The sequence below is a fragment of the Streptomyces sp. NPDC051976 genome (genome assembly GCF_040680795.1).
GTDB lineage: Bacteria > Actinomycetota > Actinomycetes > Streptomycetales > Streptomycetaceae > Actinacidiphila.
The window spans coordinates 1-19,802 of sequence record NZ_JBFAXL010000026.1 but is presented as its reverse complement, the minus strand read 5'-3'; the positions used below and the strand labels follow the sequence as shown (position 1 = coordinate 19,802).

Below are 19,802 nucleotides of genomic sequence, written 5' to 3'. Positions count from 1 at the left end.
CCGTCATCGGGATGTCACCGGGATCTCACCGGGACTCAGGGCGCCTGAGCCCTCAGACCGCGACCGGTTCGGCATCCGGGTCGACGCCCTCCAGGTACTCCTCGGAGACCTCCTTCGGGCCGAACGGCCACACCTTCTCGTAGCGCGACCACAACACGAAGGCGACGCAGCCGATCGCGACCCAGGCCAGCGACCATTCGATGGGGTGACGGCCGGGCGAGTTCTTGTCGGCGTAGCCGTAGATGACCAGCCAGCCGATCAGCGCGACGACGGCCGGCACCGGGTAGAGCCACATCTTGTACGGGCGGCGCAGTCCCGGCTGGCGCTGCCGCAGCAGCACGACGGCGAGGACCTGTGCGAGCGCCTGGACGATGATCATCACGGTGGTGAGCAGCTGGATCAGCGTCTGCAGGTCGGTGTGGCGGCCGATGAGGAAGCCGATCGCGGTGATCACGCCCATCGCCGCCAGCCCCCAGACGGGGAAGCGGTGCCGTGGGTGCAGCTTGCCGAACGGCCGGAAGAAGACGCGTTCGCGCGCGGCGTCGAATGGCACCCGGGAGCCGCCGAGCAGGCCGGTGAAGACGGAGGCGAAGGCCGTGATCAGGATCAGTACGGTGACGGTGTCCGCGGCGCCCTTGCCCCATGTCTTCTCCAGCACGGCGGAGGCGATGGAGGTGGAGGCGATGTCGTCGGGGTTGAGCATGCGATGCCAGTCGATCACGCCCAGCGTCCCGATCTGCAGCATCAGGTAGATGGCCATGATGCCGAGGATCGAGTAGATGATCGAGCGCGGCAGCACCCGGCCCGGCTGCTTGATCTCGGCACCCATGTACGCGGTGGTGTTGTAGCCGAGGTAGTCGTAGATGCCGATGGTCAGACCCGCCGCGAAACCGGTCCAGAAGTGGCCGTGGGTCACCGCGAAGGCGTTGTGCGGGTAGGTGAAGGCCAGGTGGCCGGAGAAGCCGGTGGCCGCGGCGATGATCACCATCAGCACGGACGCGATCATCACCAGCCACATCACGGTGGTGATCCGCGCGATGTGCTCGATGCCGCGCCACAGCAGCAGCACCACGACAAGGATCACGCCGAGGCCGACCAGGTCTCCGGTGGTCTTGCCCATGTGCGGGGCGAGATAGCCCAGGTACTGCACGAAGCCGACGACCCCGGTGGACATGATCAGCGGGATGAAGAGCATCGCCGTCCACACGAACAGGAACGGCATCAACTTGCCGCTGCGGTACTGGAACGCCTGCCGCAGATACACGTAGCTGCCGCCGGAACCGGGCATCGCCGCGCCCAGTTCGGCCCAGATCAGTCCGTCGGCGAGGGCGAGGATCGCACCCGCGACGAAGCCCATGATCGCCTGCGGTCCGCCGAACGCGCCCACCATCAGCGGGATGGTGACGAACGGCCCGATGCCGCACATCTGGCTCATGTTGATCGCGGTGGCCTGGAAGAGGCCGATACGTCGGACGAAGCCGCCAGCGGGCGGCGGGCTACCGGACATGTGGTGCTCCGAGGCTTGGTGGTGACGTGGGGACGCCGAGGTGCGATTAAGTTAAGTTCCCTTACTAAGACTGGTCAAGAGGTATCCACGACTTCACGACTTCTGCCCACTTCCTGGACTCATACGTGAGAATGGCGGCATGACCAGCAGCGACGGTGGCTCCGAGCAGCCCTGGAACCAGCAGCGACTGCGCAGCACCAACGAACGCATGCTGCTGGAGCGCCTGCGCACGGGCGCGGCCTCCCGTGCCCAACTCGCCCGCGAGACCGGCCTGTCCAAGCCCACCGTCTCCAGCGCGCTGGCCGCGCTCGAAGCCTCGGGCCTGGTACGGGAAGCGGGCCTGCACACCCCCGAACGCGGGCGTGTCGCCGTGCTCTACGTCCCCGATCCGGCCGCGGGCTACGCGCTCGGCATCGACATCGGCCGCGCCTGGCTGCGCATCGCGCTCGCGGACCTGGACGGTACGGTCGTGGCCCGCGCCGACGTACGCAACCGCGCGCGCACCTCGGGCGCGATGGCCGACCTGGTCGTGGCCACCGCCCACCAGGTCGTCGCGGACTCCGGCGTCTCCCCCGACAAGGTCGCCCACGCCGTCGTCGGCACCCCCGGTGTCTACGACTCAGAGGCCCGCCGCGTCCGCTACGCCATGCATCTGCCCGGCTGGGGCCGCGCCGGTCTCTTCGACCGGATGCGCGACGAACTCGGCGTGCCCCTCGCGGTGCACAACGACGCCAACCTCGCCGCGCTGGGCGAGCACGCCTTCGGCGTCGGCACGGGCAGCCGGCTGTTCGTCTACGTCATGATCGGCACCGGCCTCGGCATGGGCGTGGTCGCCGACGGCCGCCTGTTCACCGGCGCCCACGGCGCCGCGGGTGAGATCGGCTTCCTTCCCTGGTCGGGCCGCACCGAGCCCGACACCCTGGAGGACGCGGTCTCGGCGGAAGCGGTCGTCCGCGCCGCCCGCGCCCTCGGTATGACCGGCCCGCTGACCGCGAAGGCCGTCTTCGGCGCGGCCCGCACCGGCGACCCGGCGGCCGTCGCCGCCGTCCGGCAGGAGGGCGAGCGGCTCGCCCACACCGTCGCCGCCGTCGCCGCCGTCCTCGACCCCGACCTCGTCGTCCTCGGCGGCGGCGTCGGCCACAGCGCCGACCTCCTCCTGGAGACGGTCGACACCACCATGCGCCGCCTCACCCCGCTACGCCCCAAGGTCGCCGCGAGCGCCCTCGGCGAGGACGCCGTCCTGCTGGGCGCGGTCGCCACCGCCCTCACCACCGCGCGCGACGTCGTCTTCGACCAGCGCTCGGCGGGCCCGTCACCGAACGGAAGCCGGGCAGCGCACTGACGCCTGTCCGGCGGATCACGCCCTCCTGGGCGACAGCACGCCCGAGGCGCCCTCGGGGAGTTCGGCTCTCAGGGTGCGGCGGGGGCCGCGAGGCCCGGGCCGCCCTGGGGGACGACCGTCGGCTCGGGGCCGTCGGGGTCCGGATGCGGGCGGGCGTCGCCGAAGAGCGCGGCGGCCAGGGCGACACCGGCGGCGGCTCCGGCGAGTTGGGCGGCGACGAACGGCGCCACCGACGCCGGGGCGATCCCGGCGACGGTGCCGGTGAAGGCCCGGCCCACCGTCACCGCCGGGTTGGCGAAGCCGCTGGAGGAGGTGAACCAGAAGGCCGCGCCGATGTACGAGGCCACCGCGACCGGCGCCTGGGCGGCCCGTCCGGTCCTGCTCAACCCGAGGACCAGCAGGACGAGTCCGGCCGTCGCCACCCCCTCGGCCAGCCACAGATGCACCCCTGACCGTTCGTAGGTGGCCCACTTCACCAGGGGCTCGGCGAACATGGCGTCGGCCAGCACGGTGCCGCCGACCGCCCCCGCGATCTGCGCGGGCACGTACGCGGCCACCTCCCGTACGGTCAGCCCCGCACCGCCACGCCGGGCGGCGTACCAGGACGCCGCCGAGACCACCGGGTTGAGATGGGCGCCGCTGATCGGCCCGAGCAGCGCGATGAGCACCCCGAGACCGAGGGCGGTCGCCAGCGAGTTGGCGAGCAGCTGCACTCCCGCGTCATGGGTCAGCCCGGCGGCCTGACGGGCGGATCCGACGACCACCGCGGCCAGTGCGGCCGTCCCCACCGCCTCGGCGGCGACGCGGCGCGCGAGCGAGGCGGTCACGCGCGCTCCTCCGCGACGCGCGGGCGCGGCGACGCCACCGGCCCCGCCCCGGGCCCTCCCCCCAGCGCCGTGGCCAGCCGGTCGAGGGCCGCGGGCAGCGAGCGGTAGTACACCCAGGTCCCGCGCCGCTCGGCAGCGACCAGCCCGGCCTGCCGCAGCAGCTTCAGGTGGTGCGAGATGGTCGGCTGGGACAGCTCGAACTCGGGCGTCATGTCGCACACACAGACCTCGCCGCCCTCATGCGACGCGATCATCGACAGCAACCGGAGGCGTACCGGGTCGCCCAGCGCCTTGAAGACCCTCGCGAGGTCGGCGGCCTGCTCCTCGTCCAGCGGCGCGGCCGCGAGACCCGTGCAGCAGACGGCGGAATCGCCCGGCGGGCCCATCACCTCGAGCTCTTGTTTCGACACCCTTCTATCTTGACGTTTGTCGAATCAGTCGACAAGTGCGGACCGCCGCCGCATGACGCGTGCTCAGGACCGCCCGAACACCGAGATGCAGCCGCGGCGCACTGTCCTTACCGTGGAAACCGGGGCCGCGCCCCCGAGGGCGCCCCGCCCGTCGCCGTCGCGCCGGGGCCCGTACACGACCTGGAGATGGTCGGCATGACCACATCGTCAGAAACCCCCGTCCTGGACACCCTTGCCGCGATGACGCTCGACTCGGTCGAACGCTGCGGGCTGCCCCCTGACACCCTGATCCTCATCCGGATCGCCGCCCTCGCCGCCATGGACGCCCCGGCGGCCTCGTACCTCGCCCACATCGACCCGGCGATCCAGAGCAACCTGAGCGCGGCCGAGGTACAGGACGTCCTGGTCGCGATCGCGCCGGTCGTCGGCACCGCCCGCGTCATGTCCGCCGCCACCCACATCACCGAGGCCCTCGGCTACGCGATCGCGGTCGCCGAAGGCGAGGGCACGCCCTAGTTCCCCGCCTCCCACACGCCGAGCCACTGCTCGGCGCCGTAGTCCTCGAACCGCGCCACCTCGGTGAAGCCGAGCTTCTCGGCGACGCGCATCGAGGGGATGTTGGCGGTCTGGGTGGAGAGGACCACCGGCTCGCCGGGGAGGGCGGTGGCGAACCAGCCGAGTGCCGCGGCGCACGCCTCGGTCGCGTACCCGTGTCCCCATGCCCGCGGCAGGAACATGTAGCCGAGTTCAGCCTCGCCGCCGTCCCGCCGGATGTGGCCCAGGCGTTCGGCGTCCCGCCGGTCGAAGCTGACCATGCCGACCATCGCGCCGTCGCACTCCACCACGAAGACCCCGGGCCGCAGCCCGGGTATCTCCGGCATCGCCCGCTCGAGTGCGTCCCGCGGCCGCGCACCCCCGACGTACGTCCCGACCTCCGGCGAGGCGAACAGCTCGACGAACGTCGTACGGTCCCGCGCCAGCGGCTCGCGCAGCACGAGCCGCTCGGTCGCGATCGGGGCGGGCGGCCAGCCGGCGACAGGTCCAAGATCACTCATCCGGGCAACCTACCCCAACCCCCCGGGCCGCCCGGGAGCATCAGCCGGCACCGGTGTCCCGAGCGTGTGGCGGACCGCGGTGCGGAGCCAGTGGTGGGCGCCGTCGGCGGTGTGGCGGGGGTGCCAGGCCATGCCGATGGTGACCGGGGGGAGGGGCAGGGGGATGTCGAGGAGGTGGAGTCCGAGGGCGTGGGCGTGGTCGGTGAGAGGTGAGGGGGCAGCGCCGGGGAAGGCGGCGGGGACGAGGCAGACGAGGTCGCTGCCGCCCGCAAGGGCCATCGCCGCCAGATGGCTGGGCAGGACGACGCTGACCCGCCGCCGGAGGTCCAGCTCCGCCAGGGCGGTGTCGAGGGGGCCGGTGAAACGGCCGCGGCGGCTGACCGCGACGTGTTCCGCGGCGGCGAGCCGTGCCGGGGTCAACGGCCCCTCGGTGAGCGGATGACCGGGCCGGACGCCCGCCACCATACGGAGCCCGACCAGCTCCTCGACCCGGGTCTCCGGGTCCACATGGCCGATGGCCCCGACCTCCAGGTCGATCCGGCCGTCGCGCAGCGCGGGTCCTGCCTCCAGCTCCTCGCCCCGGATCCGGAACGAGACCCCCGGCGCCTCCTCCTGCGCCCGTCGCAGCAGCCCCGGGCCCAGCGCCGCGCCGATCAGGTCGGCGGCCTGGAGCGTGAAGGTGCTGCGCAGACCGGCCGGGTCGACGCTCGCGCCGGGACTGAGCAGCGCGCTCAGGCCGCGTACCACCGCGGCCGCCTCCTCGCGCAGCGCCTGGGCGCGCGGGGTGGGAACCATCGTCTGCCCGGCCCGCACCAGGATCGGGTCCTGGAGCACGCGCCGCAGCCGGGCGAGCGTACGGCTCATCGCGGCGGGCGAGGTGTGCAGGCGCGCGGCGGCGCGGGTCACGCTGTGCTCGGCCAGCAGGGCGTCCAGCGCGATGGCGAGGTTGGCGTCGATGACCGGATTCGGGCTGCTCACCAGCGTTATTCCATTTCCGTCAATGATTGCGTGCCGAAGTTCCCATTGTGGCAGCACTGATGCCCTCCGCAGGATGAAGGGCGTACCGAACCAGTGCGACCTGCGAGGTTTTCTTGATCGTCATCACTGCTCCCACCGGGAACATCGGCCGCCACCTGCTCTCACGGCTCCTGGACTCCACCCCCGCCGCGGGCGAGGAACTCCGCGTGATCGTGCGCGACCCCGCCCGGCTCCCGGAGGCGGCACGCGAACGCGTCGAGGTCGTCACCGGCTCGCACGCGGAGCCCGAGGTCCTCCACCGCGCCTTCGAGGGGGCGGACGCCGTCTTCTGGCTCGTCCCCCCGGACGCCACGCTGACCCCGTACGACGCCTACAGCGCGTTCACCCGCCCCGCCGTCACGGCGCTCGCCGCCCACGGTGTCGGCCATGTCGTCGGCGTCTCCGCGCTCGGCCGCGGCACTCCTCTCGCCGACCGGGCCGGTCTCGTCACGGCCTCGCTCGCCATGGACGACCTGATCGCCGAATCCGGCGCCGCCTACCGGGCGCTGGCCAACCCGTCCTTCTTCGAGAACCTCCTGGAGGAGGCCGCCTCGATCCGCGACGACGGCTGCTGGACCGACACCGTCGACCCCGACCGCAAGGCCCCCTTGGTCGCCGTCGCCGACATCGCCGCGGCCGCCGCCGGCCTGCTGCTGGACCGCTCATGGACCGGCACCGGCAGCGTCCCCGTCCTCGGCCCGCGGGACCTCTCCCCCAACGACCTGGCCCGCGTCATGACCGGGCAACTCGGCCGCCCCGTCCGCTACGTACGCCAGTCGCTCGACGACCTGTACTCCACCCTCGTCGGCTACGGCCTCAACAAGGAATTCGTCCAGGGCATCGTCGACATGAAGCGCGCCAAGGACGACGGCCTCGACGCAGGCGTCACCCGCACCCCGGCCACCGCCTCCCCCACCACCTTCGAGCAGTGGTGCGCCGAGACCCTCGAGCCCGCCGTCCTCGTCGGCACCGAGAACGGCTACGCCCACACCTACGGCCTCGCCCCGGTCGCCACCATCACCACCTGACCCCCGCCGCACCCGCCCCACCACACGCCGATGCCCTCCGGCCGCACATCAGCAGGAGGGCATCGGTGTTGTGGAGTGACGGCTCAGACGACGGTCAGGGGCAGCAGCTTCTGGCCCGTGGGGCCGACCTGGATGTGGGTGTCCATCTGGGGACACACACCGCAGTCGAAGCACGGGGTCCAGCGGCAGTCGTCGACCTCGGTTTCGTCGAGGGCGTCCTGCCAGTCCTCCCAGAGCCAGTCCTTGTCGAGGCCGGAGTCGAGGTGGTCCCAGGGGAGGACTTCCTCGACGGTGCGCTCGCGGGTGGTGTACCAGGGGAGGTCGACGCCGAGGGCGGGGAGCTGGGACTCGGCGGCGCGGAGCCAGCGGTCGTAGGAGAAGTGCTCGCGCCAGCCGTCGAAGCGGCCGCCGTCCTCGTAGACGGCGCGGATGACGGCGCCGACGCGGCGGTCACCGCGGGAGAGCAGTCCCTCGATGATGCCGGGCTTGCCGTCGTGGTAGCGGAAGCCGATGTTGCGGCCGTACTTGCGGTCGCCGCGGATGGCGTCGCGCAGCTTCTCCAGGCGGGCGTCGGTCTCCTCGACGCCGAGCTGGGGGGCCCACTGGAAGGGGGTGTGCGGCTTGGGGACGAAGCCGCCGATGGAGACGGTGCAGCGGATGTCGTTCTGGCCGGTGACCTCGCGGCCCTTGGCGATGACCTTCTTCGCCATGTCGGCGATCTGCAGCACGTCCTCGTCGGTCTCGGTGGGCAGACCGCACATGAAGTAGAGCTTCACCTGCCGCCAGCCGTTGCCGTAGGCGGTGGCGACGGTACGGATCAGGTCCTCTTCGGAGACCATCTTGTTGATGACCTTGCGGATCCGCTCGGAGCCGCCCTCGGGGGCGAAGGTGAGGCCGGAACGGCGGCCGTTGCGGGTGAGTTCGTTGGCGAGGTCGATGTTGAAGGCGTCGACCCGGGTGGAGGGCAGCGACAGGCCGATCTTGTCCTCTTCGTACCGGTCAGCGAGGCCCTTGGCGATGTCGGCGATCTCGGTGTGGTCGGCGGAGGACAGCGACAGCAGGCCGACCTCCTCGAAGCCGGTGGCCTTGAGGCCCTTCTCCACCATCTCGCCGATGCCGGTGATGCTGCGCTCACGGACCGGGCGGGTGATCATGCCCGCCTGGCAGAAGCGGCAGCCGCGGGTGCAGCCGCGGAAGATCTCCACGGACATCCGCTCGTGCACGGTCTCGGCCAGCGGCACCAGCGGCTGCTTGGGGTACGGCCACTCGTCGAGGTCCATGACGGTGTGCTTGGAGACCCGCCACGGCACGCCGCTGCGGTTGGGGACGACGCGGGAGATGCGGCCGTCGGCCAGGTACTCGACGTCGTAGAAGCGCGGTACGTAGACGCCGCCGGTCTTCGCCAGCCGCAGCAGCACCTCGTCGCGGCCGCCGGGGCGGCCCTCGCTCTTCCAGGCGCGGATGACCTCGGTCATCTCCAGGACGGCCTGCTCGCCGTCGCCGATCACGGCGGCGTCGATGAAGTCGGCGATCGGCTCGGGGTTGAAGGCGGCGTGCCCGCCGGCCAGCACGATCGGGTCGTCGAGGGTGCGGTCGGCGGCGAGCATCGGGATGCCCGCGAGGTCGAGCGCGGTGAGCATGTTGGTGTAGCCCAGCTCGGTGGAGAAGCTGAGGCCGAAGACGTCGAAGGCACCGACCGGGCGGTGGCTGTCGACGGTGAACTGCGGCACACCGTGCTCGCGCATCAGCGCTTCCAGGTCGGGCCACACGCTGTACGTGCGCTCGGCGAGGACGCCGTCACGCTCGTTGAGCACCTCGTAGAGGATCATGACGCCCTGGTTCGGCAGTCCCACCTCGTAGGCGTCCGGATACATCAGTGCCCAGCGCACGTCGGCGCTGTCCCAGTCCTTGACGGTGGAGTTCAGCTCGCCGCCGACGTACTGGATCGGCTTCTGGACGTGCGGGAGAAGTGCTTCCAGGCGCGGGAAGACCGACTCGACAGGCATCTCGGCGACTTTCATCAGACGGCTGGGGGCGCCCCGGACCGACGGCCACGGGGGTGGGTGACCCTCAAGGGTACCCGGAGCTCAGACCGTCCGGTCCGCCCTGCGCCACGCCTCGGGCAGCGCGGCCTCGACCGCCGCCGCGAGATCCCGCTCGGCCTGGACCAGGACGGCGTAGGCGGTGCCGCGCTCCCCCGCCGCGTGGGCCTGCTCGCTCACCAGCAGCAGCGCGTCGCGGCACAGCACGCTGTCCTGGTGCTCGCCGAGCAGCTGCTGCACGCCCTTCATCCGGGCGGTGTGCGCGGCGGCGGGCGCGCCGAGCACCGCTTCCGCGGCCTCGCTGGCGTAACGGGCCCGCTTGGCGGACTTGCGGGCCTCGTGCAGCGCGGTGTCCCGGTCGTGGCCGGGCGGCAGTGCGAGGGCGTCCTCGATCTGCCGCCGCAGCCGGGCGTGGTCGCGGCGTACGGTCTCGGCGGCGGCCTCGGGCGCGGGGGCCGCGGCGGCGGGCCGGTACGGGGGCGCGGTGAGCAGCGCCTCCAGCCGGTCGAGGAGGGCGTAGTAGCGGCCGCCGCTGAGGATGCGGACGACGGAGCCGTGCGAGTCGTCGTGGGTGTCGGCGGCGAGTGCGCCCAGCCGCTCGCGGACGGCGGCGGTGGCGAGCTTCGGGTCGAGTGCGGCGAGCCGCTGGTCGAGGCGTTCGGCGAGCACCTCGCGGTCGCGTTCCATGCCGAGGACGGCGGCCAGCCATTTCAGCTCGGCGCCGAGCGGGTCGGTGGCCTCGCGGTCGAGTTCCCTGCGGAAGCTCTTGAAGGCGCTGCGGGCCCTGCGGGTGGCGACCCGCATGCGGTGGACGGCGTCGGGCTCGTCGCGGCGGACCAGCGGGTCGAGGGCGATGATCGCGGCCAGTTGCGCGTAGAGGTACGCGGTGGCGGTGGAGCCCGCGGTGCCGGGGGTGCCGGTGGGCGGTACGGGGGCGGGCGGGGTGGCGGCCAGCCGGTCGCCGAGGGCGCGGGCGAGTTTGGAGCGGGACCGGGAGCGGCGCAGCCCGGCCGCTTCGAGCCGGGCCTCGACGGCGTCGAGCAGTTCGGGGCCGCCGCGTACGAGTTCCACCTCGGTCTCCGACCAGGTGGGACCGGGTTCGGCGGTCACTTCGTCGAGGGCGATCTCGGCGAGGGCGCGGCCCGCCTCGTCCAGCAGCAGCACCCGCTGCCGCGTGGTGCGCAGCCGGACGACGGGGGCCAGCGGGCGGCCTCTGAGCAGGGCCGCGACCTCGGTGCGCAGTGTCTTGGGGGGCTTGGTGGTACGGCCGAGGGGGACGCGTACCTCGGTACGGGTGTCGGCCTCGGTGGTGGGGAGTTTCAGGTGCCAGCCCGCGTCGTCGCCGCCGGTGCGGCGGCGCAGGGTGGTGCGGTGGGCGGCCAGGGCCAGGTCGGCGGTGTCGTAGTAGACGGCGTCGAGCCGGGCGGTCTCCAGGGTTCTGGTCCCGGCGACGGCGGGGAGCCCTTCGAGGTCGGGAGCGACCGCGTGCTGCCCGTGGCGGTCACCGGCCTCGTACTTGCGCTCGGTCTCACGTACGCGCTGGCCCATGGTGGGACGGTAGTCGCGGGTCCGGCCCGGGGCAATGGGGCGCCCACCCACTGGTCAGCCCGTGGGGCCGTCCGGTGGGCGGGCGGGGGTCACCGGGTCACGCGGACATGGGGCGCTGCATCCGCACCGACTGGAGCAGTCCGATGGCCACGCAGTTGGCGAACATGGATGATCCGCCGTATGACACAAAGGGCAAGGGGATACCCGCCACCGGCATGATGCCGAGCGTCATGCCGATGTTCTCGAAGGACTGGAAGGCGAACCAGGCGACGATCCCGGCGGCGACGATCGTGCCGTAGAGGTCGGTGGCGTTGCGCGCGATCGCGCAGGCGCGCCAGAGGATGATCCCGATCAGGACGATGATCAGGGCGGCGCCGACGAAGCCGAGTTCCTCGCCCGCGACCGAGAAGACGAAGTCGGTCTGCTGCTCGGGGACGAACTGGCCGGTGGTCTGGCTGCCGTGGAAGAGTCCCTTGCCGAGCAGTCCGCCGGAGCCGATGGCGATCCGGGCCTGGCTGGTGTTGTAGCCGACGCCGGAGGGGTCGAGGGCGGGGTTGGCGAAGGCGGCGAAGCGGTCGATCTGGTACTTGTCCAGGATGCCGAGCTGCCAGATCGCCAGCGAGCCGCCGACGCCGGCGGCGATCAGGCCGAAGACCCAGCGGTTGGAGGCGCCGGAGGCGAGCAGTACGCCGAGCACGATCGCGGCCAGCACCATCACCGAGCCGAGGTCCGGCATCAGCATGATGATCGCTATGGGCAGCGCGGCCAGGCCGAGGGCCTGGACGACGGTGCGGTGGTCGGGATGCTCGCGGTCGCCCGCGTCGACCCGGGCGGAGAGCACCACCGCCATGCCGAGGATGATCGCGATCTTGACGAACTCCGACGGCTGGAGGGAGAAGCCGCCGCCGATGACGATCCAGGAGTGGGCGCCGTTGACGGTCGAGCCGAGCGGGCTGAGTACGGCGAGGATGCCGAGGATCGCCAGCACGTAGTAGAAGGGCACGACGCCGCGCATCCGGCGGTGCCCTATGGCGACCGCGCCGACGGCGAGCGCCGCGCCGATCCCGGCGTTCATCAGGTGGCGCAGCAGGAAGTAGTACTGGTCGCCGTGGGTGAGGCTGGTGCGGTTGCGGGTGGCGGAGTACACCAGCAGGGTGCCGATGCCGCAGAGCACGACCGCCGCCAGGAGCAGCAGCCAATCCATCCGGCGCACTATCGAGTCCCGGGCGAACATCTTGCCCAGGGTGGAGCGCTCCGGGGTGAAGCGCCGGATCGAGTAGTCGTAGCCCGTCATGACCAGCTCTTCCTGCCGTACAGCAGCCGGTCGGTCCTGGTCGGGGCGAGGGCGGCGAGCACCGGCGCGGAGCCGTTCGCGGTCCGCGGCGAGACCGGCGTCATGGTGTCCGGCGTGATGGTGGTGTAGGCGGCCTTGACGACACTGCCGTCCGCGGAGATCTTGGGCAGCGAGGTGACGGGCTGCGGCATCAGGCCCTTCTTGGGGTCGATCTGGTTGCTGTCCTGCTTGATGCCGTACATCGCCTCGTAGATCCGGCGGATGGCGGTGCCGGAGGCGCCGGAACCGGTACCGGCCTGCGAGATGGTCATCACGACCGTGTAGTCCTTGGTGTACGTGTCCAGCCAGGACGTGGTCTGCTTGCCGGCGACCTCCGCGGTACCGGTCTTGGCGTGCAGGGTGATCTTGTCCTGCGGCCAGCCGCCGAACTTCCAGGCGGCCGTACCGTCGGTGATGACGCCGGCCAGTGCCTTGTTGATGTACTTCAGGGTGTCCTGGGTGTCCGGCAGGTGGCCGACGACCTTCGGCTTGATCGGGGTCACGGTCTTGCCGTCGGGGCTTATCACCGCCTTGCCGATGGTCGGCTGGTACATGGTGCCGCCGTTGGCGAGGGCCGCGTAGATCCGGGCCATCTGGACCGGGGTGACCAGGGTGTCGCCCTGGCCGATGGCGTAGTTGACGGAGTCACCGGCGCGCAGCACATAGCCGTCGGGGCAGTTCTCGCGGGCGATCTCGGCGGCGTAGTCGGTGCGCTTGGTCTTGCCGATCTTGCACCAGTAGTCCTTGTTGGCGTCCCAGAAGTCCTTCTTCCACTGGCGGTCCGGCACCCGGCCGGTGACCTCGCCGGGAAGGTCGACATGGGTCTTGGCGCCGAGCCCGAACTGGTGGGCGGTCTTGTAGAACCAGTCCTTGGGGTGCTTGGGGTCGGTGCCGCCGTCCGCCTGCCACTGGCCGTAGGACAGGCCGTAGAAGACGGTGTCGCAGGAGACCTCCAGGGCGCGTTCCAGCGAGATGTCGCCGAAGGACTCGCCCTCGAAGTTCTTGAAGACGCGGTTGCCGATGGTCATCGACGGGGTGCAGGGGTAGTTCCCGTTGATGGAGTAGCCGGCGTTGACCGCGGCGGAGGTGGAGACCACCTTGAAGGTGGAGCCGGGGGCGGACTGGCCCTGGATGGCCCGGTTCAGCAGCGGGTAGTTGGACTTGACGTCGGTGAGCGCCTTGTAGTCCTTGGCGGAGATGCCGCCGACCCAGGCGTTGGGGTCGTACGTGGGGGCGCTGGCCATGGCGATGATCTGGCCGGTGTGGTTGTCCATGACCACGGCGGCGCCGGAGTCGGCCTTGTAGTTCTCGTGCGTGATCGTGTCGTAGGTCTTGCGGGCCTCCGACATCGCGGTGGCCAGCTCCTTCTCGGTGACCGCCTGCACGCGGGAGTCGATGCTGGTGACCAGGTTGTTGCCGGGCTGCGCGGGGGTGTCGCCCGCCTTGCCGATCACCCGGCCGAGGTTGTCCACCTCGTAGCGCGTCACGCCCGCCTTGCCGCGCAGCTGCGAGTCGTAGACGCTCTCCAGGCCGGACCGGCCGATCTGGTCCGAGCGCAGCAGCGGGCTGCTGGTCTTCTCCGAGGCGGCGACCTCGTCGTCGGTGACCGGGGAGAGGTAGCCGAGCACCTGCGCGGTGTTGGCCTTGTAGGGGGCCGCGTACCGGCGTACGGCGGTGGGTTCCGCGGTGATGCCGGGGAAGTCCTCGCGACGCTCCATGATCTGCAGCGCCTGCTGGGTGGTGGCCTTGTCGGTGATCGGGATCGGCTGGTACGGCGAGCCGTTCCAGCACGGGCGCGGCGTCTGGGCGTCGCACAGCCGGACCTTGTCGGTGACGTCCTTGGGCTTCATGCCGAGGACGGCGGCGAGCCGGGTGAGGACGGCCACGCCGTCGTCGGGCTGCTTGAGCAGGTCGGTGCGGCTGGCGGAGACCACCAGCCGGGTCTCGTTGTCGGCGAGCGGCACACCGCGGTCGTCGAGGATCGCGCCGCGCACGGCGGGGGTGACGACCTGCTGGATGTGGTTGCTCGCGGCCTTCTGGTCGTACTCCTGGCCGTTGCGGATCTGCAGGTACCACAGCCGCCCGCCCAGGGTGAGCAGCAGTGACACCACCAGGATCTGCAGGATGACCAGGCGAATCGTGATGCGTGACGTGCGTCCTGTCTCCGGGATGTTGCTCACAGCCGCCGTGCCCCCCTGGCCATCGAACCCACCTTCACCATCTTGCCCGCCCTGCCGAACAGCCCACCGCGCTGGGTGGTGATACGCGTGCCCCCGAATCCGCCGGCCGAGTCCTCGATGAGCGGGTCGCGGTCGAAGCGGCGCGCGATGGCCATCACCAGGGGGACCACGAACGGGGCGAGCAGCAGGTCGTAGATCGTGGCGGTGGCCACCAGCTTGCCCAGGCCCACATGGGCGCCCGCGGTGTCGCCGACGAGGGTGCCGACGCCCGCGTACAGCAGCGTGGTGCCGACGGCGGCGCCGATGACGACCAGCATCGGCCCTGAGGCGGTGCGCAGTTGGCCGTTGTCGGGCTTGACCAGGCCGGCCAGGTAGCCGATGACGCACAGCACCAGGGCGTAGCGGCCCACCGCGTGGTCGGCCGGTGGCGCGAGGTCGGCGAGCAGACCGGCGAAGAAGCCGACGAGGCAGCCGCCGACGTGGCCGTAGGCGATGGCCAGGCCGAGCACGGTCAGCAGCAGCAGATCGGGCACGGCGCCGGGGAGGTGCAGCCGGGCCAGCACGCTGACCTGGGCGACCATGGCGACGACCACGAGCACGGTGGAGAGGACGATCCGGTTCAGTCGCATGGGTGTCAGCCCGTCGGGGTGGGGTCGAGGCCGGGGGTGGCGGTGTCCGTGACCGTGGTGGACGGCTTCGGCTTGGGCTTCGGCGTGGGCTTGGGCGACGGTGTCGGCCGGGGCGGCAGCACGCTGTCGCGCGGGTCGGTGCGCGGGCCCACGACGACGACACCGACGATGTCGAGCCGGGTGAAGCCGACGAAGGGCTGGACCTCGATGGTCTTGGTCAGATTGCCCGCGGACGGGTCGACGCCCATGACCTTGCCGACCGGCACGCCCGCCACGAACGGCTTGCCCGCCTCGGAGCCGAAGGTGACCAGCCGGTCGCCGTTGCGCACCTGGGCCTTGCCGTTGAGGAGCTGGACGCGCATCGGCTGGTCGCCCTGGCCGGTGGCGAAGCCGAGCTCCATGGAGCCCTCGAGCCGGGTGCCGACGGTGAAGTCGGGGTCGTTGGCGAGCAGCACCGTGGAGGTGGACGGGCCGACGGTGGTGACCCGGCCGACCAGTCCGTCACCGTTGATGACGGTCATGTCGCGGGCGATGCCGTCCTTGCTGCCGGCGTCGATGGTGACCGTCCAGGAGAAGCCCTGGGCCGCTCCTATGGCGATGACCTGAGCGCCCTTGATGGTGTACTGGCCGGCGCCCGCGGTCTTGAGCATCTTGTCGAGTTCCGCGGCGCGGTTGCGGGTGATGTCGCTGCTGCCGAGCCGCTCCTTGAGCGTCTCGTTCTCCCGCTCCAGACGGCTGATGGTGCTGCTGCGACCGCGTGAGTCGCGTACCGCGTCTATGGCGTTGCCCACCGGATCGACCACGCCGGAGACGGCGTTCTCCACCGGGCCGAAGAGGGACTGGGCCGCCTGCCGCGGCCGGTCCATCGGTGAGTCCTCTCCGCCCCGGATGTCGACGGTGATCAGCGCGAACGCGATCACTACCAGCAGCACCAGCAGAAGCCGGCTCTCTCGTGTGTCCCTCACGGGCGCCAGTCCGTGCCTTCCTCATCGGACCTGCCGCCGCTGGGGGCCGCGGCCGGTCAGAGCTTGTGTGCCGGGATTCCGCCGTCGGCCGGACCCCGCGTCTGAACCTGCCTCATCTGCGCGGTGAGGCGTCGAGGACCTGCTGGAGCGCCTCGAACTCCTCGACGCACTTGCCGGCGCCCAGCGCCACGCAGTCGAGCGGCGATTCGGCGATGTGGATCGGCATCCCCGTCTCGTGCCGCAGCCGGTCGTCGAGGCCGCGCAGCAGCGCGCCGCCGCCGGCCAGCACGATGCCGCGGTCCATGATGTCGCCGGACAGCTCGGGCGGGCACTTGTCGAGCGTGGTCTTCACCGCGTCGACGATCGCGTTGACCGGCTCCTCGATGGCCTTGCGCACCTCGGCGGCGGAGATCACCACGGTCTTGGGGAGTCCGCTGACCAGGTCGCGGCCGCGGATCTCGGTGTGCTCCTCCTTCTCCCCCTCGGGGGCGAAGGCCGAGCCGATGGTGAGCTTGATCTGCTCGGAGGTGCGCTCACCGAGAAGGAGGCTGTACTCCTTCTTGATGTGCTGGATGATCGCGTTGTCCAGCTCGTCGCCCGCGACGCGGATGGACTGCGCCGTGACGATGCCGCCGAGGCTGATCACCGCGACCTCGGTGGTGCCGCCGCCGATGTCCACCACCATGTTGCCGGTGGCCTCGTGGACCGGGAGCCCGGCGCCGATCGCGGCCGCCATCGGCTCCTCGATGATGTGGACGGTACGCGCGCCGGCCTGGGTCGACGCCTCGATGACGGCGCGGCGCTCCACTCCGGTGATGCCGGAGGGCACGCAGACGACCACCCGGGGGCGGGCCAGGTAGCGGCGCTTGTGGATCTTGAGGATGAAGTAGCGCAGCATGCGCTCGGTGATCTCGAAGTCGGCGATGACGCCGTCCTTCAGGGGGCGGACCGCGACGATGTTGCCAGGGGTCCGGCCGATCATCTTCTTGGCTTCGGAGCCCACCGCGAGAATGCCGCCGGTGTTGGTGTTCACGGCCACGACCGACGGCTCGTTGAGGACGATCCCGCGACCCCTGACGTACACCAGCGTGTTGGCGGTCCCGAGGTCGACAGCCATGTCACGGCCGATGAACGACATGTTGTTCGCCATGTGGATACGTCTGGCCTTCCCGAGCTTGAGCGGAGATTCCATCGTAGTCGCGCCCGGTGGGGCGCGGGGTCGGGGTTCCGACGTCATTGTCATCAGAACACACAGCGGACCTCTGTAATGGTGACGCCGTGTCGGGGTGATTGGTTCCCGATCGCCCTCGGCATATGCCCAGGGCGCCGGGAATTACCCCGCCTGTTATCTGGCGTGGCGTCAGGAATCGGCGCCTTCGCGTGAACGGTCAGGTCAGAGCGTTACGCGAGACCCGGGAAGAAGATCTTGATCTCGCGCGCGGCGGACTCTTCCGAGTCTGAGGCATGGATGAGGTTCTCCCGGACAATTGTCCCGAAATCCCCCCGAATGGAGCCGGGTGCGGCGGCGATCGGGTCAGTCGGCCCGGCCAGCGCGCGCACGCCCTCGATGACCCGCTCGCCCTCGACGACCATGGCCACCACGGGCCCGGACGCCATGAACTCCATCAGCGGCTCGTAGAACGGCCGTCCGACGTGCTCGGCGTAGTGCTGCTCCAGCGTGTCCCGGTCCAGGGAGCGCAGTTCCAGGGCGCCGATCGTCCAGCCCGCCTTGCGCTCGATACGGCCGACGATCTCGCCGACGAGACCACGGCGGACGGCGTCCGGCTTGAGAAGGACAAGGGTGCGCTGCGACACGGGGCGGCTCCTGCGGTGTACGGGACGAACGGGTATGACGAGCCTACAAGGGCGGTTCGCGGCGGCTCCGACCGACTGCGGCTCAGGCCGACCGCGCCTCGTTCCGCGCTCTCGCCACGTCGACCTTGCGCCCGTAGTGGATCGACGCCCACCACAGCGCGGCGAAGATCACGCCCAGGATGAACATCGTACCGACGACGAAGCCGCTGACGATCAGCCCGATCTGCAGCGCCCAGCCGACGGCCAGCGCACCCGGCCGGGTGAGCACACCGCACAGCAGCACGCACAGCGCCATGGCGATGCCGCACACCGTCCACACGGTGGCCTGGGTCAGGTCGGGGTTCTTCATGGCGACCAGACCGGCGAAGCCGATGACGAGGAACTCGCTGATCAGTGTGCTGGCGCAGAGCGTCCGCATGCTCCGGCCCCCTTCACTTGCGGCCCAGCAGCAGCCGGGCCTCTCCCACGGTGATGACGGAACCGGTGACGAGCACACCGGCCCCCGAATACTCGCCCTCGTCCTCGGCCAGCGTGATCGCCGCCTCCAGGGCGTCGTCCAGCCGCGGCTCGACCTGCACCCGCTCGTCGCCGAACACCTCGACGGCCAGCGCCGCCAGGGCGTCGACGTCCATCGCCCGGTGGGTGGAGTTACGGGTCACCACGATCTCGGCGAAGACCGGCTCGAACGCCTCCAGCAGGCCGCGTACGTCCTTGTCGCCGCTCGGGCCGACCACGCCCACCAGGTGGGTGAAGCCGAAGACCTCGCCGATCGCGGCGGCGGTGGCCTGCGCCCCCGCCGGGTTGTGCGCGGCGTCCAGCACCACGGTCGGGCTGCGGCGCACCACTTCGAGCCGCCCGGGCGAGGTGACCGACGCGAACGCGGTACGGACGGTGTCCATGTCCAGCGGGCGCGAGTGGACGCTGCCGATACCGAAGAACGCCTCCACGGCCGCCAGCGCCACCGACGCGTTGTGCGCCTGGTACTCGCCGTGCAGCGGCAGGAAGATCTGGTCGTACTCGCCGCCGAGGCCGCGCAGCGTCAGCAACTGGCCGCCGACGGCGACCTCGCGGTGCACGACGCCGAACTCCATGCCCTCGCGGGCCACCGTCGCGTCCACGTCCACGGCCCGCTTGAGCAGCACCTGGGCGGCGTCCGCGGGCTGCTGGGCGAAGACCGCGGTGGCGTCCTTCTTGATGACGCCGCCCTTCTCGACGGCGATCTCACCGGGCGTGGAGCCCAGCCGGTCGGTGTGGTCGAGGGAGATCGGGGTGACCACCGCGACCTGGCCGTCCACCACGTTGGTGGCGTCCCAGCCGCCGCCCATGCCGACCTCGACGACCGCGACGTCGACCGGTGCGTCGGCGAAGGCGGCGTAGGCCATCCCGGTGAGCACCTCGAAGAAGGACAGCCGGTGCGGCTGCGCGTCGTCGACCAGACCGACGAAGGGCTGGATGTCGCGGTAGGTCTCGATGAACCGCTCGGCCGAGATCGGCGCCCCGTCCAGGCTGATCCGCTCGGTCACCGACTGCACGTGCGGGCTGGTGTAGCGGCCGGTGCGCAGGTCGAAGCCGAGCAGCAGCCGCTCGATCATCCGGGCGGTGCTGGTCTTGCCGTTGGTGCCGGTGATGTGGATCGCCGGATAGGCGCGCTGCGGCTCGCCGAGGACGTCCATCAGCGCCGTCATACGATCGAGTGACGGCTCCAGCTTGGTCTCGGGCCAGCGGCCGAGCAGCTCCTCCTCGACCGCGCGCAGCGCCCGGTCGGTCTCCGGGTCCGCGGGCCTGGCCGGTACGTCGTCCTCGGCCGCGGGGCTGATGCCCGCCCGCAGCGTACGGCTGCCCGCCTCGATGACGGCCATGTCCGCCTCGCGGCGCTCGTCGTCGGACGCCTCGTCGGCGTCGCCTGAGTCGTACGTGTCGGCGTCGTCGTACGCGGCGGCAGCGGCGGCGTCGGCCGCGTCGTCGTCGGGGAAGTCGTCGAACAGGCCTGACGTCGGGTCGCCGTTCGGGGGGTGGTCGCTCACACCGCCCAGTCTACGGAGGCGGCGGCGTGTCCATGGCCCTCGGGGTGCGCGGCGGGCCCCCCGCGGCGCGGGGGCCCCCC

At 71.3% G+C, this 19,802-nt stretch carries 18 protein-coding genes; 3 read left to right on the top strand and 15 right to left on the bottom strand.

From position 1 onward, the window contains the following. Positions 1–52: 52 nt before the first annotated feature. Entirely contained in the window at positions 53–1,507 is a 1,455-nt protein-coding gene (locus AB0M29_RS24475; RefSeq protein ID WP_365385984.1) for an APC family permease, read from the bottom strand. A gap of 139 nt (positions 1,508–1,646) precedes the next feature. Here AB0M29_RS24475 and AB0M29_RS24470 point away from each other — a divergent pair, with 139 nt between their 5' ends. Then, positions 1,647–2,849, top strand: a complete 1,203-nt coding sequence (locus AB0M29_RS24470; protein WP_365385981.1) for an ROK family transcriptional regulator — start codon at positions 1,647–1,649, stop codon at positions 2,847–2,849. Between the two features lie 68 nt (positions 2,850–2,917). Here AB0M29_RS24470 and AB0M29_RS24465 read toward each other — a convergent pair whose 3' ends face one another. Next, positions 2,918–3,676 (bottom strand): aquaporin, encoded by a 759-nt coding sequence (locus AB0M29_RS24465; RefSeq protein WP_365385978.1) that lies wholly within the window; start codon positions 3,674–3,676, stop codon positions 2,918–2,920. Then, a complete protein-coding gene (locus AB0M29_RS24460) occupies positions 3,673–4,086 on the bottom strand; it encodes a metalloregulator ArsR/SmtB family transcription factor (RefSeq protein WP_365385975.1) in 414 nt (137 codons plus the stop codon). Before AB0M29_RS24460 ends, AB0M29_RS24465 begins: the two co-directional genes overlap by 4 nt. Positions 4,087–4,281: 195 nt before the next feature. Between AB0M29_RS24460 and AB0M29_RS24455 the strand changes: the two genes are divergently transcribed. Continuing rightward, complete coding sequence (locus tag AB0M29_RS24455; protein WP_365385973.1) at positions 4,282–4,602, top strand: carboxymuconolactone decarboxylase family protein; 321 nt, start codon at positions 4,282–4,284, stop codon at positions 4,600–4,602. Here AB0M29_RS24455 and AB0M29_RS24450 read toward each other — a convergent pair. After that, on the bottom strand, positions 4,599–5,141 hold the full coding sequence (locus AB0M29_RS24450) for a GNAT family N-acetyltransferase (RefSeq protein ID WP_365385971.1): 543 nt from the start codon (positions 5,139–5,141) through the stop codon (positions 4,599–4,601). The two genes, AB0M29_RS24455 and AB0M29_RS24450, sit on opposite strands and share 4 nt — an antisense overlap. 9 nt (positions 5,142–5,150) lie before the next feature. Further along, the gene (locus AB0M29_RS24445; protein WP_365386170.1) at positions 5,151–6,128 is read right to left on the bottom strand and encodes a LysR family transcriptional regulator; all 978 of its coding nucleotides are present in this window, start codon (positions 6,126–6,128) and stop codon (positions 5,151–5,153) included. 104 nt (positions 6,129–6,232) lie between these two features. On the opposite strand from AB0M29_RS24445, the gene AB0M29_RS24440 reads away from it, so the two are divergent. Next, positions 6,233–7,186: an NAD(P)H-binding protein gene (locus tag AB0M29_RS24440; RefSeq protein ID WP_365385970.1), complete on the top strand. Its 954-nt coding sequence runs from the start codon at positions 6,233–6,235 to the stop codon at positions 7,184–7,186. Positions 7,187–7,269: 83 nt separating this feature from the next. On the opposite strand, the gene AB0M29_RS24435 is transcribed toward AB0M29_RS24440, so the two are convergent. The 10 genes from AB0M29_RS24435 to AB0M29_RS24390 all read right to left on the bottom strand — a co-directional run bounded on the left by AB0M29_RS24435 (position 7,270) and on the right by AB0M29_RS24390 (position 19,722). Then, a complete protein-coding gene (locus tag AB0M29_RS24435) occupies positions 7,270–9,192 on the bottom strand; it encodes a TIGR03960 family B12-binding radical SAM protein (protein WP_365385969.1) in 1,923 nt (640 codons plus the stop codon). 81 nt (positions 9,193–9,273) lie between these two features. After that, positions 9,274–10,776 carry a CYTH and CHAD domain-containing protein gene (locus AB0M29_RS24430; protein ID WP_365385967.1) on the bottom strand — a complete coding sequence of 501 codons (1,503 nt, stop codon included), beginning with the start codon at positions 10,774–10,776 and terminating at the stop codon, positions 9,274–9,276. Positions 10,777–10,873: 97 nt separating this feature from the next. Further along, positions 10,874–12,070, bottom strand: coding sequence for a rod shape-determining protein RodA (rodA, locus tag AB0M29_RS24425; protein ID WP_365385964.1), 1,197 nt, complete (start codon positions 12,068–12,070; stop codon positions 10,874–10,876). Further along, complete coding sequence (mrdA, locus tag AB0M29_RS24420) at positions 12,067–14,289, bottom strand: penicillin-binding protein 2 (protein ID WP_365385961.1); 2,223 nt, start codon at positions 14,287–14,289, stop codon at positions 12,067–12,069. Before mrdA ends, rodA begins: the two co-directional genes overlap by 4 nt. Further along, positions 14,286–14,918, bottom strand: coding sequence for a rod shape-determining protein MreD (gene mreD, locus AB0M29_RS24415; RefSeq protein ID WP_365385958.1), 633 nt, complete (start codon positions 14,916–14,918; stop codon positions 14,286–14,288). The genes mrdA and mreD overlap by 4 nt, the downstream gene beginning before the upstream one ends. Before the next feature lie 5 nt (positions 14,919–14,923). Further along, positions 14,924–15,883, bottom strand: a complete 960-nt coding sequence (gene mreC / locus AB0M29_RS24410) for a rod shape-determining protein MreC (RefSeq protein ID WP_365385955.1) — start codon at positions 15,881–15,883, stop codon at positions 14,924–14,926. 112 nt (positions 15,884–15,995) lie between these two features. Beyond that, entirely contained in the window at positions 15,996–17,021 is a 1,026-nt protein-coding gene (locus AB0M29_RS24405) for a rod shape-determining protein (RefSeq protein ID WP_365386168.1), read from the bottom strand. Between the two features lie 263 nt (positions 17,022–17,284). Then, a complete protein-coding gene (ndk, locus tag AB0M29_RS24400; RefSeq protein ID WP_365385953.1) occupies positions 17,285–17,698 on the bottom strand; it encodes a nucleoside-diphosphate kinase in 414 nt (137 codons plus the stop codon). 82 nt (positions 17,699–17,780) lie between these two features. Next, complete coding sequence (locus AB0M29_RS24395; RefSeq protein WP_365385952.1) at positions 17,781–18,116, bottom strand: DUF4233 domain-containing protein; 336 nt, start codon at positions 18,114–18,116, stop codon at positions 17,781–17,783. A gap of 13 nt (positions 18,117–18,129) precedes the next feature. Beyond that, a complete protein-coding gene (locus tag AB0M29_RS24390) occupies positions 18,130–19,722 on the bottom strand; it encodes a folylpolyglutamate synthase/dihydrofolate synthase family protein (protein ID WP_365385949.1) in 1,593 nt (530 codons plus the stop codon). Positions 19,723–19,802 lie beyond the last annotated feature (80 nt).